At 54.1% G+C, this 14,143-nt stretch carries 16 protein-coding genes and 1 tRNA gene; 13 read left to right on the forward strand and 4 right to left on the reverse strand.

The window, feature by feature from the left end:
- Both ACIQ20_RS13450 and ACIQ20_RS13455 read left to right on the forward strand, forming a co-directional pair.
- On the forward strand, positions 1–709 hold a 709-nt coding region (locus ACIQ20_RS13450), incomplete at its 5' end, for a gamma-glutamyltransferase (protein WP_395781116.1).
- Positions 710–789: 80 nt separating this feature from the next.
- A complete protein-coding gene (locus ACIQ20_RS13455; RefSeq protein WP_395781118.1) occupies positions 790–1,731 on the forward strand; it encodes a radical SAM protein in 942 nt (313 codons plus the stop codon).
- Here the strand turns inward: ACIQ20_RS13455 and ACIQ20_RS13460 are convergent.
- Positions 1,728–2,375 (reverse strand): HAD-IA family hydrolase, encoded by a 648-nt coding sequence (locus tag ACIQ20_RS13460; RefSeq protein ID WP_395781146.1) that lies wholly within the window; start codon positions 2,373–2,375, stop codon positions 1,728–1,730. The genes ACIQ20_RS13455 and ACIQ20_RS13460 overlap by 4 nt on opposite strands.
- Before the next feature lie 324 nt (positions 2,376–2,699).
- Between ACIQ20_RS13460 and ACIQ20_RS13465 the strand changes: the two genes are divergently transcribed.
- From ACIQ20_RS13465 to ACIQ20_RS13485, 5 genes are all read left to right on the forward strand, one after another.
- Entirely contained in the window at positions 2,700–3,650 is a 951-nt protein-coding gene (locus tag ACIQ20_RS13465) for a peptidoglycan-binding protein (RefSeq protein WP_395781120.1), read from the forward strand.
- A 127-nt stretch (positions 3,651–3,777) separates the two neighbouring features.
- A complete protein-coding gene (locus tag ACIQ20_RS13470) occupies positions 3,778–4,281 on the forward strand; it encodes a response regulator (RefSeq protein WP_395781122.1) in 504 nt (167 codons plus the stop codon).
- A 418-nt stretch (positions 4,282–4,699) separates the two neighbouring features.
- Positions 4,700–5,896 carry a type III PLP-dependent enzyme gene (locus tag ACIQ20_RS13475; RefSeq protein ID WP_395781124.1) on the forward strand — a complete coding sequence of 399 codons (1,197 nt, stop codon included), beginning with the start codon at positions 4,700–4,702 and terminating at the stop codon, positions 5,894–5,896.
- Between the two features lie 165 nt (positions 5,897–6,061).
- Complete coding sequence (locus ACIQ20_RS13480) at positions 6,062–6,844, forward strand: succinate dehydrogenase iron-sulfur subunit (protein WP_395781126.1); 783 nt, start codon at positions 6,062–6,064, stop codon at positions 6,842–6,844.
- Positions 6,845–7,030: 186 nt separating this feature from the next.
- Positions 7,031–7,678, forward strand: coding sequence for an OmpW family protein (locus tag ACIQ20_RS13485; protein ID WP_395781128.1), 648 nt, complete (start codon positions 7,031–7,033; stop codon positions 7,676–7,678).
- 62 nt (positions 7,679–7,740) lie between these two features.
- Here the strand turns inward: ACIQ20_RS13485 and ACIQ20_RS13490 are convergent, their stop codons facing one another.
- Positions 7,741–8,154, reverse strand: a complete 414-nt coding sequence (locus ACIQ20_RS13490) for a hypothetical protein (protein ID WP_395781130.1) — start codon at positions 8,152–8,154, stop codon at positions 7,741–7,743.
- Positions 8,155–8,270: 116 nt separating this feature from the next.
- A complete protein-coding gene (locus ACIQ20_RS13495; protein WP_395781132.1) occupies positions 8,271–8,834 on the reverse strand; it encodes a LemA family protein in 564 nt (187 codons plus the stop codon).
- 145 nt (positions 8,835–8,979) lie between these two features.
- On the opposite strand from ACIQ20_RS13495, the gene ACIQ20_RS13500 reads away from it, so the two are divergent.
- The 6 genes from ACIQ20_RS13500 (at position 8,980) to ACIQ20_RS13525 (ending at position 12,921) form a co-directional block, all read left to right on the forward strand.
- A complete protein-coding gene (locus tag ACIQ20_RS13500; RefSeq protein ID WP_395781134.1) occupies positions 8,980–9,918 on the forward strand; it encodes a DUF3137 domain-containing protein in 939 nt (312 codons plus the stop codon).
- Positions 9,919–10,039: 121 nt separating this feature from the next.
- The gene (locus tag ACIQ20_RS13505) at positions 10,040–10,951 is read left to right on the forward strand and encodes a polysaccharide deacetylase family protein (RefSeq protein WP_395781136.1); all 912 of its coding nucleotides are present in this window, start codon (positions 10,040–10,042) and stop codon (positions 10,949–10,951) included.
- Positions 10,938–11,318: an MmcQ/YjbR family DNA-binding protein gene (locus tag ACIQ20_RS13510; protein WP_395781138.1), complete on the forward strand. Its 381-nt coding sequence runs from the start codon at positions 10,938–10,940 to the stop codon at positions 11,316–11,318. Before ACIQ20_RS13505 ends, ACIQ20_RS13510 begins: the two co-directional genes overlap by 14 nt.
- Positions 11,315–12,436: a nitrilase-related carbon-nitrogen hydrolase gene (locus ACIQ20_RS13515; RefSeq protein ID WP_395781140.1), complete on the forward strand. Its 1,122-nt coding sequence runs from the start codon at positions 11,315–11,317 to the stop codon at positions 12,434–12,436. Before ACIQ20_RS13510 ends, ACIQ20_RS13515 begins: the two co-directional genes overlap by 4 nt.
- A 103-nt stretch (positions 12,437–12,539) precedes the next feature.
- Complete coding sequence (locus tag ACIQ20_RS13520; protein ID WP_395781142.1) at positions 12,540–12,794, forward strand: hypothetical protein; 255 nt, start codon at positions 12,540–12,542, stop codon at positions 12,792–12,794.
- Between the two features lie 52 nt (positions 12,795–12,846).
- Positions 12,847–12,921: transfer RNA gene (locus tag ACIQ20_RS13525), tRNA-Gly, on the forward strand.
- A 372-nt stretch (positions 12,922–13,293) separates the two neighbouring features.
- Here ACIQ20_RS13525 and ACIQ20_RS13530 read toward each other — a convergent pair.
- Positions 13,294–13,530, reverse strand: a complete 237-nt coding sequence (locus ACIQ20_RS13530) for a hypothetical protein (protein ID WP_395781144.1) — start codon at positions 13,528–13,530, stop codon at positions 13,294–13,296.
- Between the last annotated feature and the right edge of the window lie 613 nt (positions 13,531–14,143).

Here is a 14,143-nt window from a genome sequence, read left to right on the forward strand (position 1 = left end):
CAAAGCCCCGGTAAAAGGCTTTATCTCTAAGGCTTATGGCCAAGAGCGGGCTAAGAGCATTGATCCAAGCCGGGCCTCTCAAGTCAAAAAGCTAAACGTCGGTGATCCCCTACGGTTTGAAAGTCCGTCTACCACGCACTACTCGGTGGCAGATGCCCAAGGCAATGTTGTCAGCACCACCTATACCTTAGGGGCTGACTTTGGTTCTGGTGTTATGATCGAAGGGACAGGCATTCTTCTGAACAATCAGATGAATAATTTCGACCATGAAGGGGCGTTTGAGGCACAAAAAAATGGCACAAAGCCACCCTTGAACGCCATGGCACCGGGCAAACGCATGTTGTCGACCATGATGCCGACGATTGCCTATAAGGATGGTAAGCCTTGGCTGGTGGTAGGCACGCCAGGTGGCAGCACCATCATCACCACTGTTACTCAACTCATCGTCAATGTGATCGATTTCAAGTTAAACATCGACGAGGCGACCCATCAGCCGCGCATTTATCAGGGTTGGACCGACACGCTGCGGGTGGAGCCAAACTTCAATCCAGACACGGTCGCATTACTTGAGCGCATGGGGCATAAGGTGACGTCGGATGAGACCATGGGCAGTGCTCAATCCATCATGATTGAAAATGGCCTCTTCCTTGGTGCAGCGGATCCCCGTCGTCCAGGTGCCTTGGCGGTTCCAGCGACTTCACCTCGCTGAGGCAATTGTTCGGCAGGTGAAGGCTTGAATGTCCCAACCTATGCCATAGGTTGGGAGCGGTTGAGCCGACGGATACATTTATGCAAGCCACGCTATCTCCTTTGAAATTCCAAGACCCCTTACACACAGCGAAGGGGGAAGAGCGGGCCTTTGTGGCATTTGATGGCTTTCAAACGCTTTGGTTCAATACGGGTACCTTGTGCAACATCACGTGCGTCAATTGCTATATTGAAAGCTCGCCCACCAATGATCGCTTGGTCTATCTGACGCCCCAAGACGTCGTGCCCTTTCTGGACGAATTGGCAGAGGTGCAGCCCGGGTCTGTGGAAATTGGCTTTACTGGGGGTGAGCCCTTCCTCAATCCAGATATCATCGAAATCCTGACCATCGCTTTGGAACGCGGGCATCCAGCGCTTCTATTGACGAATGCCATGCGGCCGATGATGCGGCCGCGCGTGCAGGAAGGCGTCAAAGGCTTGATCGCTCGTTTTGGCGACCAATTGACGTTTCGCGTCAGCCTTGATCATTGGAGTGCCCGCTTCCATGATCAAGAACGCGGCGAAGGTGGCTTTGAAGAGACCTGTGTGGGTCTCGATTGGCTGGCCGCCCACGGGGCAAAGCTAGCCATTGCCGGGCGGACCTTGTGGGGCGAAAGCCAAGAAGCCGGTCAGGCAGGCTTTCAGGCCTTGGTTGAAGAGCGGAAGTGGCCGATCAATGTTACAGAGCCCCTATCGCTTGTTCTGTTCCCCGAAATGGATGCACGCGTCGATGTGCCGGAAATCACGCCAGCCTGTTGGGGGATATTGGGGGTCAATCCGAAGGGCCTGATGTGCGCGAGCTCTCGCATGATCGTCAAACGCAAAGGTGCCAAGGCCCCGATCGTTTTGCCCTGTACCCTCTTGCCCTATGAACCCGAATTTGAAATGGGCGAAACTTTAGCAGGAAGCCTTGGACCGGTGCGCTTGAACCATCCCCATTGCGCCAAATTCTGCGTGCTGGGCGGTGGCTCGTGTTCGGCTTAATCCCAGGCTCGGCCTAAAAGCGCACCAAGTTCTTCGAGTAGTTGGGCCTCTGACGTTACCTTAATGGTGCGCATCCCCATGGCCTTGGCGGGCTTTAGATTGATGCCCAAGTCGTCCAGATAAATGCAAGCCGAAGGGTCTACGCCAAGTTTTTCGCACATCATTTGATAGATGCGGGGATCGGGTTTTCGAATCCCGATCTTTGAGCTTTCAATGACGTGATCAAAGACAGCCATAACCTCGCCGACCGCTTGGGCTTTCTCTTCGGTTCCAGCCATCCCTGCACCATGACCCACGGGCACATTATTGGTGATGCAGCCCAAAAGATACGTGCCTTTCAACGACCTCAGAGCCGCGATTGCGCCCGGGCGTAAGTCGCCCGCCAGCAAGGCCAAGACATCGCGGCCTGCGACTTTATGCCCAAGAGCGGTGCTCTCCGCCGTGAACAAAGCGTCAAACGTCACTGCGTCAATTTCTGCCCGCTCAAACAGGGCCCAAGCATTGGTATCGGGGTTCACGCTGTTAACTTGGCGAATAAAGTTTTCGGGCAATCCGTGTTGCCGTTCGTACCGCGCGAAAGCTTCAAACGGTGACGAGGTTAAGACCCCGCCAAAATCCCAAATTACTGCTGCCGTATCGACCATAGTGCCCACCTGTTTTGCCGAGACAGCTTTGGCGCTTTTGCGCGCGCGGTTCAAGCCAGATGCGACGATGGCCTGCAGGCTTAGTGCCACTCATATTTGCCGTCTGGCAGCATGTGAAAGAGTTCAATCAATCTGTCCGCCAAAGCGTCATGATCAAGAGCTATCTTCGCCATTAAAGCGAAGATTGGGGCAAGTATTACGCCATTATCATGTATATACCTGATTTTTATTGACTTAATAAGTTCAAGATGACTTTCTACTTTGGGTAACCATCTGTTGAATATCTGCATAATCGCACCAAGTCACGTTTGTAAGGTCGTATCTATGAAACGCATCGCCCTTTGGTCTTTATCGGCATGCTTGCTGGTCCCCGCACTAGCATCGGCACAACAGCCGCTAGATCTGCAAATGCCGCCCCATGCCAAACCGGGTCAATGTTTTGCACGTGTGCTGGTTCAGGCGACCTATCGCAGCGAAAACATGCCCGTGGTCATCCGTGATGCACATGAAAGCGTGCAGGTGAGCGAGCCTGTTTTCAAGAGTGAGATTAAGAGCTTCCCGATTAGCGATGAATATAAAGAGTATGTCGTAACCCCACCAACCTTCCGGACTGAACAGCAGAAGATCGTTGTTCGTCCTGCCCATGAGCGCTTGCGTGCTTCCCCGGCCGTGATTGGAACCCGTCCCGTAACAGTGGTGATCCGCGAGCCACGACTGGTTTGGCGTCCCGGTAGCAAGGGCTCAGAAGTGCGCCGCATTGATGCGGCCACGGGCGAAGTTTTCTGTCTGGTTGAAGAGCCCGCTAAGACGGCTGTGATGCAGCGCGAGGTTCAGATCACACCAGCACAAATCACGCGCGAGCGCATTCCGGCGCTTGAGGAGATCATTGAGCGGCGCTTCCTTGTTACGCCTGCCGCCGTCCGAGAAGTCCTTGTGCGGGCGGAAGCCAAGGAGTTAAAAATCCAGACTTTGGTTGAGCCAGCTCGCGAAATTCGAACCAAGGTTGAGGCCCGCACCGGCAGCATGCAACGCCAAGTGGAAGTGACGCCCGAACGTTATGAATGGGTCCCTGTTGTGTGCGTCGACACGCCAGAGGGTAAGCATTCTATCCAAGCTGTTCAGCGTGCTTTGGCGGCGAGAAAGCTTTATGGCGGTCCAATCGATGGTATTATTGGTCCCAAGACCAAACAAGCATTGGCGGCGTTCCAGCGTGCCAATGGTCTTCCGGGGCAAGGTAGTTTGACTGTGGCAACCGCCCGCGCCTTGGGCTTGTGACCAATTCATCATTTTTGAGTGCTTGAGAGTTGTGAAGTCTGAATTACTTCTCAGTTGATCTGAACCCTTACTCTTGCGCTAATTATTTCTTAGGGTATCAGTTTTTCGATCTTGGAGATCCTGTACTTTGGCCGCATCAACTTCGATTCCCATAACCATTCTGATTGTCGATGATAATCAGCATATGCGCGGGATATTGAAAGAATTGCTGCGCGCTGCCGGCGTGAATGATATCAAGGAAGCCTCCGACCCCGTTGAGGCGTTTGAATATATGAAGGCCAGTGCAATAGACTTGCTCTTGGTCGACCTTGCTATGCCACTGATCGATGGTGTTGAGTTCACCAAAATGATCCGCACGAGCGAAGATAGTCCCAACCCCTTCCTGCCGATCATCATGATTACCGGTCACTCAGAGCGGTCACGCGTTAACGCTGCGCGTGATGCTGGTGTAAACGAGTTCTTGGTAAAGCCTGTGACCGCGAAGAGCTTGATGGAACGCCTGACGCTGATCGTGAACAAGCCGCGTAATTTTGTGAAGAGTAAGCTCTATTTTGGCCCAGATCGCCGCCGCAGGCCGGACCCCAATTATGGTGGCAGCGAGCGTCGCAAAGACCTGCAAACAAAGATCTGAGACCTGCGGTTGGCTGTCTTCCAGCAAACTGCATCGGTGGTGCAATTTCAAGATGCAGAATGACTCGCGATTTGTTGTCGACAAACGCTGAAAAAATAGCAGCAGAAAACCCTAGATAATTTACTGAATAATATGATCTTTTCGACGATTTTTTGCGACATGTTTTTTGAGGTGAAAAAAACAATTGCGTCGCGGAAAAATAGCCTTATACGCGCTTCTTCCGGCGGACCTGGAAACAGCATCCAGTCCACTAACGCCCCCTCGGGCCCAGGCCACACGGCAGCGGCTTTCACCCCCGCTTCCGGCGTAAGCTTCCAAGGGCGGACCTGACTTACATCCGGGTAAGGATCGGGAATCCGATTTTTGCCTAGCATGTCCGACTAACGCCGGCCTGGGTTTAGATCATAGGGGGGTCCGCATGGGTCACTTCAATTCTGCGCACGACGCTGTCGTGAAGCTGCGTCCGGATGTGCCATTGGCTGTCAACCGTCCGCATCTTGTTCGGGCGGCTGCACGTTGGTTCCTTGATTCGTTCGAGGGCGATATTCTTTACGCGGTGAAGGCAAACCCTTCACCGTGGGTGCTGGAAGCCTTGTGGCGGGAAGGTGTGCGTCATTTCGACGTCGCATCCGTTAATGAGTGCAAGCTGGTGCGGGACATGTTCCCAACGGCGACTTTGGCATTCATGCATCCGGTCAAAAACCGTGCAGCGATTGCACGTGCCTATCATGAGTTTGGCTGCCGTATTTTCGCGCTCGATAGCGTGGAAGAACTGCAGAAGATTCTGGATGAGACCGATGGTGCGACGGACCTAACCTTTGTTGTCCGCCTGCGCGTCAGCAACGCCGACGCCAGCCTAAAGCTGGAGGCAAAGTTCGGTGCTATGGGCGAAGAGGCTGTGACGCTTCTACGCCAAGCCCGGGCCGCTACCCAAGAAGATCTCGGTGTATCGTTCCATGTTGGCAGCCAATGCATGAACCCAAGCGCTTGGCGTTCGGCTTTGCGCGAAGCTTCTCGATTGATCATCCAAGCTGGCGTGACCATTGACGTGGTCGATGTTGGCGGTGGTTTCCCCTCGATCTACCCAGGGATGAACCCACCTCCGATGCAGCTATTTGTCGACGAGATTCATCGCGTATTTGACGCCATGCCGGTGACGATGAATTGTAAGCTATGGGCAGAACCTGGCCGGGCTTTGGTGGCTGAAGCGACCTCAATCGTCGTCAAAGTGGACCTGCGCAAAGGCGACGCGCTTTACATCAACGATGGCTCCTATGGGAACTTGTTTGATGCCACACACGTGAACTGGGTCTATCCGGTATCGATGATCCGTCCTGACGGCGGAGCACCGTCCAAACTGGCTGACTTCCGCTTCTATGGGCCAACCTGCGATTCCATGGATGCAGCCAAAGGACCTTTCCGTTTGCCGGCCGATATTGGCGAAGGCGATTGGATCGAGATTGGTATGTTAGGCGCATACGGCGTCGCCATGGCCACCCGCTTCAATGGCTATGGTGAGAGTGTGGATGTTATCGCAGAAGATGCGCCAAACGCATCAATGTTTCCATTGCTCGACCAAGTGGCGGAGCGCGCCAGCCGTTTTGCAAAAGGCTAGTATAATCTGAGCTTTCGTTTAGATCAGGCAGGCCTTGCATTTGGGGCCTGCCTTTTCTCTTTCAGGCCGTTGATTTACTGCACTCTACCGCCATCAACCCTTTGCCGAAGCCCATGACTTGGACTATGTCAGACCTACCGCAGTCGGTATGAGGATACGCGTCGCATGGTCCAGCTTACACTTCCCGCCAATTCTCGCGTGACCAAGGGCAAGCATTATCCTGCCCCAGCCGATGCTAAGAAAGTGCGGACGTTTAAGATTTACCGCTATGACCCTGAGACGGGCCAAAATCCGCGCTGGGACACCTATGACGTAGCCGTCGATCAATGCGGCCCGATGGTGTTGGACGCCCTGATCCATATCAAGAGCACAATGGATGCGACCTTGACGTTCCGCCGTTCGTGCCGCGAAGGCGTCTGTGGATCGTGCGCCATGAACATTGGCGGGCGCAACACCTTGGCTTGCACCAAGGGCCATGATGAAATCCCTGGCGATACTTTGTCGGTCAGCCCTCTGCCGCACATGCCAGTGATCAAGGATTTGGTCCCTGACCTGACGAATTTTTACGCGCAATATGCTTCTATCGAACCTTATATGCAGACGACGACGCCTGCACCGGAGAAAGAATGGAAGCAGAGCCCTGAAGACCGCGAAAAAATGGACGGTCTTTATGAGTGCATTCTTTGCGCCTGTTGTTCCACCTCTTGCCCATCTTATTGGTGGAATGGCGACCGCTATTTGGGCCCTGCGGTACTTCTGCAAGCCTATCGTTGGCTGATAGACAGTCGCGACGAGGAAAAGGGCAAGCGCCTCGACAATCTGGAAGACCCGTTCCGGCTCTATCGTTGCCACACCATCATGAATTGCGCCCAAGTCTGTCCTAAGGGCCTCAATCCCGCCAAGGCGATTGGCGAGATCAAGACGATGATGGTAGAGCGCTCGCTCTAGGCTTAGGCCGATAAGTCTCTCCTAGATCATTAAAGAGCAGGACTGAACGCGGGCACTTGCCTGCGTCAACCCGACGCGCGTCACGCCGTCACGCGGCAATCTGTCAAGTCGAAGTTAGTGCGAGGCGCGCCCACAAGGGTCCATGTGCTCAAATTTTTTTGAGACTGACCTTACGAGGGAACGCAGATGAAAAGACTTTTAATTACGGCAATCGCCGCCATTGCAATAATCGGGCAAACCGCACGCGCTCAAGACTCTTTCCAAACACCCAAAGCCGGCACGATCAAATTAGACGTGCGCTTGAGCGGTATTGTTCCAGACGAGAGCGGTGCCATCCTGACCGCAGCAGGGGCGTCGACCGGACTGAATGTCGAAGTCAACGACTCCGTTGTGCCGACGATTGGCATTGAATACTTCATCAACCCAAATGTATCGCTGGAGCTGATCGCTGGCTCAGGTATTCACAAGGTGAAGGCTGTTGGCGGTACGACCAATGTCGAAGTTTCCGAATTGTGGCATGTGCCACCCACGCTGACGGCTAAATACCACTTTGCTTCAGATCAGCGTGTCTCGCCTTATGTCGGTGCAGGCTTCACCTACATTTGGTTTGCCTCCCAAGAGGGCAAGAACGGCTTTAATGTCGATCTGAAAGACGATTTTGGCTATACCCTACAAATTGGGGCAGATATCGCGACCAAAGGGCCTTGGTCTGTCAATTTAGACCTAAAGCATATCGCGTTTGAGACCGATGCCAACATCAATTTTGGAGCTTTAAAGTCCAAAGTGACTTTGGATCCTTGGGTGGCTTCGGTCGGTATTGGTTACAAATTCTAACTGCGCCAAACAAAAAGGGCATCACCTTTGTGATGCCCTTGTTTTAGTTCAGGCCTGCCGGACTAAAGCCGGATCGCGCTTTCGATTTTGTGGGCCAAGTGGGCGTATTGGGGATAGTCCTCACACAGGATCTGCAGGAAAACGTCCCAAGGCGGAATATTGCTCATATAGACAGGCCCTTCGAGGCCCGCATAAGCGCCACCGCCAATTTCGGCAGAGAGGCCGCCGCCTGGACCGGTGTAAAGGCCGCCGCCTTGCCCCGTGTAGAGACCACCACCGGGCTCTCGGCTGAGGCCACCGCCACGACCGTTTGAAAGCCCGCCGCCTGGGCCCTTGTAAAGGCCGCCGCCCGGACCATCATAAAGGCCGCCGCCTGGTTCTTTAGATCGGCCACCGCCCGGACCTGTATAAAGCCCGCCACCGGGGGCTGTGCTGCGTCCGCCGCCTGCTCCGACCGACTGATTACGTGGCCACATGTACATTTCTCCAATCAAAGATCATCGCAACCGTAGCGGTTAAAGTTTAAGTTTCGCTAACTTCGAGACCAAAAGAAAAAGGCCGAAGGATATCCGGCCTTTGTTGTTGTTTTGTTTTAGTTGAAAGTGACCTTTGGAACCGCACTCACCGTAGAGCGCTCATTGCGATCAAGCTCGAAGAAGGTGCGCTCAGGGAAGTTGAACATCCCCGCAACGATATTGCTGGGGAAAGACTGGATTGCCGTATTATAGGTCGCCACAGCTGCGTTGAAGGCACGACGTGTTGCGCCCAGCTTGTCTTCGATATCTGCTAATTCACCTTGTAGAGTTTGGAAATTGGCGCTGGCTTTCAAGTCTGGATAATTCTCGGCGACAGCCATCAAGCTACCCAAAGCGCCCGACAGGACCTTTTCTGCCTTTTCCAATTGGTCTGGAGAATTAGCATCCAAAGCACCCGCACGCGCCGCGATCACAGCGGTAAGCGTGCCGGATTCATGGGTCGCATAGCCTTTGACGGTTTCGACCAAGTTCGGCACAAGGTCGTGGCGCTGGCGAAGTGCAGCATCAATATCGGCCCAACCTTGATTGCAATTCTGGCGCACTGCCACGAGGTTGTTATAAATGCCGGCGACCAAGAAGATCAAAACAACCGGGATGCCGACTAAGATAAACATTTCCATCGCTACTTCTCCCAACAAAGGCCCCTTGCCAGCGCCTGAATGGCACAGGATGACCTATAAATCGTTAAATCTCGTTGAGTCTGTTTGATTTGATCTGTAATCTTGGTTGCTTTCTGTTTACTTGGCGGTGGTATGTTTGCCACCTATGAGACATCAAGCTCTTTTTGACCAAGTGATGACGAGCGGCTTGCGCGATTGGCTGGATAGCCAAGCCACCGCGCGGGAAGAGGCCAAGCGCCAAAACTTGCAGATTCTGATGATCGGGATGGGCATTGCAGCAGCGGCCGCCATCGCTGTTATGTCTTTCATGCCAGATCAAGCCGAGTACGGCTTTGTCGTAGGGGCGCTAATCGGTGGGATTACTTGGTGGGTCGCGAACCAGCCTATTCAAGCGATATCGCAGCAGATTAAAGTGCGGGCGAATGAAGAATTGGGCGCAGCCCTTGGCTTAACCTATCACCCAAACGGAACCCCCAGCAGCGACTTTGACCTTGCCACCCGCATGGGGCTTTTGCCGTCTAATCCCGATCAAGCCGATTATAGCGACTTCTGGGAAGGCAAGTTTGGCAGTTCAGAGGGCACGCTGCATGAAGCCCATCTGCAGGAATATCAGCAGCAGGGTAAGCATCGTCGCCTCGTCACCGTGTTTCAAGGCGTGGTGATAGGGTATCAGTTTGCACGGCCCTTTACGTCCACCACCTTGGTGCGCCAGGATATGGGCCTATTGAATGGGCTGTTTAACTTCGGCTCGCGCTTGGCAGGCCTCAAGCTTGAGGCCATTAAGATGGTCCATCCCGACTTTGAACGTCGCTTTGAAGTGGTCTCCACCGATCAAGTCGAAGCCCGCTATCTCCTCCACCCCGCCTTCTGCGAGCGTCTGATGGAGATGGAAGTTGCCTTCAATGGCCATAATATGCGCCTCGCCTTTGCTCAAGGTCGGGTCGTCGTGGTGATCGAGACCGACGATATGTTTGAAAGCGGCGGCATAGAAGCCGATGGCGACGACGCCCGCTTTGCCACCACCATCGACCAACTCGGCAGCCTTATCGACCTCACCCAAACGTTGAACGAACGGCCCCGGTGAGGGGGAGCCCTTAAATCAGTTAGGCCGCCCACGATCTAGGGCCCGCCGAACCATTACATAGGCGCGCACAAAGATATATCCTTGCCTTGAAACCTGCGGCTAAGCGGGGTTAGAGTGGCCTATGACCTTGCCGAGCGATTATCTGACCTATCCCAAGCGTGGCTATGGCCAAGACATAGAGCGCTATGCGTGGCTGCAGGCGGACCAACGGACGCTGCTTAGATGGCCCGGTGACAAGACAGTGGCGGCCCTGATTGTGATCCCGCTGGAATTCTTCATGCTGAACCCGTCGGGCAAGCCGTTTAAGCACCCCGGTGCCATGGTGACGCCCTATCCAGACCTGCGCCACTATACCAGTCGCGACTATGGCAATCGGGTCGGCGTCTTCCGCTTGCTGAAAGCGCTGAAGGTGGCAGGCCTGAAAGCCACGATTGCTGTGAATGCCGTTTTGCTCGACAAGAAAAAACCCTTGATTGAGGCGGTTTTGGCCGATGGGCATGAAATTGCCGCCCATGGCTGGGACACCGACTCTATCCATTGGGGCGGTATTGATCCCGATGCTGAGGCGACGTACGTGGCCCGCACTCGCGACGCCTTTACTGCTGCAGGCCTTGCACCGCGCACATGGTTGTCGCCCGCCCGCCAGCAAAGCGAGCAGACCCCAGATTTGATTAAGGCGGCAGGCTTTGAGATCTGCCTCGACTGGGAGAGCGACAGCGTGCCTTGGCCGATGGCAACCGCTTCGGGGCCACTGACGTGCGTGCCACTAGCCAACGAATTGGACGACAGAAAACTGTTGATCGACCAGCGCCAGAGCGAGGCCGATTGGCGTAACCAAATCCTAGCAGCCCGTGATTTACTAGTAGAGGAGGGGCCGCGCTATGGTGGCCAGGTGTTGTCCTTCACCTTGACACCCTATGTCATAGGCCTGCCATTCCGGCTGTGGGCGGTGCGCGAGGTATTTGCCGCGCTCAGCGCTGATGCTCAAGTATGGAGCGCGACGGCGCAGGAGATTGCTGATGCCGCAAGCTGAACCCTTCACGTGGGAGAGCCTGCGGGCGCTAGCCTTATCCCTCAATCTGCCCAATGTGGAAGATGCCGTCTCGTGGGGCCAGCCAAATTTAAAGGCGCATGGGAAAATGTGGGTGTGGTGGAGCCCGCAGGAAAATGTGCCTGTGTTCAAAACCACTTTTGAAGAGCGGGAATTCCTGATCGAGGTCGATCCCGACACCTTTTACTTCACGCCGCACTACAGAAGCTGGCCCTTGATTCTTGGCCGTCCAGATAAACTCGATCCCGATTGGGTCGTGGCTAATCTCAAGCGTGTCTGGCGCGAGCAGGCGAAAAAAACTTTTCTGAAAAAATGGGATGCTGAGCAGGCGGGAAGCGCCCAATCATGAACCGCCGCGACATCTTGTTGACCGCCATATCCGCTGGAGCCAGCTTAGCCATGACCGATGCCATCGCCCAAACCTCGCCCACGCGCTACTCGGCCTTGGCGCTACAGACGCGCTGTGATGCCGTTAATCAGGACAGCACCAAGGAAGCCGCCCGCGCCCGTATGAATGCGACCATGGCGCGCGTTTCCAGCCAGATTGGTGCGGCCAAAGGCTTTCTCAAAGGCTTTAATGGCTATGATCTCAAGCTTGTGGTGTTGCCCGAATATTGGCTGACAAGCTTCCCCTTGGGCGAAACGCGCGAGCAATGGCAGGCCAAGGCTGCCATCGACATGCAAGGGGCAGAAGCCGATGCAATTGCCGCTATCGCCCAGAAACACGGCCTTTATCTGTGCTCTAATCACTATGAGAACGACCCTCATTTCCCCGATCTCTATTTTCAAGCCAATGTGGTTTATGGGCCGACCGGCAAGGTCGTCTTGCGCTATCGCCGCATGATTTCACTCTATACGCCGAGCCCCTATGATGTGTGGGACAAATATCTCGATGCTTACGGGCTCGAGGCTGTTTTCCCTGTTGCCGCGACCGAGATTGGCACTTTGGGCACGATTGCGTCAGAAGAAATCCTCTACCCAGAGATCGCACGTATGGCCGTGTTTAAGGGCGCTGAAATCTTGCTGCACCCCACAAGTGAAGTGGGCAGCCCCAATTTGACCCCCAAGCACATCTCCAAAATGGCCCGCGCGGTGGAGAATATCGCTTATGTCGTCAGTGCCAATTCAGCCGGCATTTACGGCACGCCGGTGGCGGCCAATTCAACCGACGGCATGTCCATCGTGCTCGATTGGTATGGACGGACATTGGCTGAAGCTGGGACGGGCGAGACCTTTAACGCCAATGCGGTCCTTGATATTGCGGCCTTGCGCGAGACACGGAAGAAAACTGGCATGACTAACACGCTTTCGCGCTTGCCGATGGATGCGTTTGAAAAGACCTATGCCGATACCCGTCTGGCACCGGCCAATAAGACACCAGACGGCAAGATGATTGAACGTGCTGAGGTTTTGGCCCGCCAACGCGCGGTGATTGAAGACATGGCTGCTAGGGGAATTCTGCGTTAGCACAACCTCGAATATATTGGATGGTTTTATCAACCTATGTAGTTGTGGAATTCCGCTTTTACAAAGATCATACTCTTTAGTAAATCTTGGGAAGAAGAGTGTTATGGGCCAATTCAGTTCCGAGCGAGGACTGCTTGAAATCATTGATCGCGCGCAGCTAATCCTCACCAGCTGGCAGGCTTTTGTTGAAGAACACCCGGAAACCCAGCTGCTCCCGGCCTTAGTGTCGATCTCGGATGAAGTCACGGATTTGATGGCAGCCGTTTACCTCGAGGCATCAGAGATGGAGCTAGATCACGCCCCAGTGTCTGGCCTTGCCACCGACATAAAAATGGTGAAAAAGGACCGCGTGATGTGAAGGAAGCCGCCTTGGCAAAGAACCAGGTCGTCGCCAAGCCCTTCCTATCAATGCGGGCGTAGTTCAGAGGTAGAACGTCAGCTTCCCAAGCTGAATGTCGTGGGTTCGATTCCCATCGCCCGCTCCAATTACTACAATAAAAACAGAATATTGCAAGAGGCCAAAAATTCTGATCACGATTTCGTGATAATTGGGGTGGGATTGGGGCACAGATTTCTGAAATAAAAATCAGAATTGATCTCCGCTATGGCAACGTTTCCATTGGTTGCGTCGTGTTTCAAACCGGGCTGAGTCCTGCCCAGAATAATCACCGACCGATCTCCGCGCTTAGGACCTGCCCGAGAGCAAGCTCCGCACCGGGTGCCTTGCGAACCGCGATGATATTCACCCCTGCATCTATGACGGCATGACGGCGAAGAGCGGTATCACTGTGGCCTAGGACTCTTCGTTCGGAGGGTTCTAGTTGCACACCAATAGAGACATCAGCACCTAGCCGCGTTTACGACCCGCCCGCGCCAGCCGTCCCATCACTGCCAAGACCACAGAGCTTGGCATGAACAAGCTTCCGGGCCAGGGAGGCCCGAACAGAGCCGCCATCGCCTTTGAGACGGGTAGGCAAGCGAGCCTGCGCCTCGGCCCCATGGCTTGCGAGGCGCAGGCTCAAGCGTTCTTGAAGCGTGAAGACCGGCTCGGATCTGCTAATGCGATCACCCTGATCCTGACTGCCATAAGCCATAGTCGGGACTCCCAGGTGGCGGTCCGGTTTAGCCCTAAATCCTGTCATGTGCACAGTAATTCATGGCAATTCACGAAGGGCAGCAAGATTCACCTATTTTTCGAATAATATCAGTATGATAATGCAATAATTTCTTCCCTTTATCTTGCCTCTCCCTCTCTCATATCTCCTCTGTTCCCCTTATGACCCCACTTCGAAACAGATCACCACGAAAGGAAACATAATAGGGGATTGGCAGCGTTGCTAAGGCATGTCATCGCCCCAAGCCTCTAAAAGCGTGCCAATCTGTCCGTTCATTCGTCAGTACTGAATGGAGGCGCAATCGCCGGCGAACTTGTATTGCGAAACGCGACCAATAGCAGATGCTTATCGCCAAGGATTTGCATGCTACAAACATGAGCCAAATTGGGGCAATAAATTGGTTCAAGCGTCCATTTCAGATTGGCTTAAATGAAAAAACTCCTCGAGCCTCCGCTTAGGGAAAAAGATCGTGTCCCATGGCGTGGTGTAACAGCGGCGTCATGAGGTAGCCGGTTTAGGGCTGAGTTGATCATGTTCAGGGGACTGCGCTGAGCATGACGATGGGATCATTGCTTAAAGGTGCGAGAGTTTC

This window comes from Aquidulcibacter sp., from assembly GCF_044346625.1.
GTDB lineage: Bacteria > Pseudomonadota > Alphaproteobacteria > Caulobacterales > Aquidulcibacteraceae > Aquidulcibacter.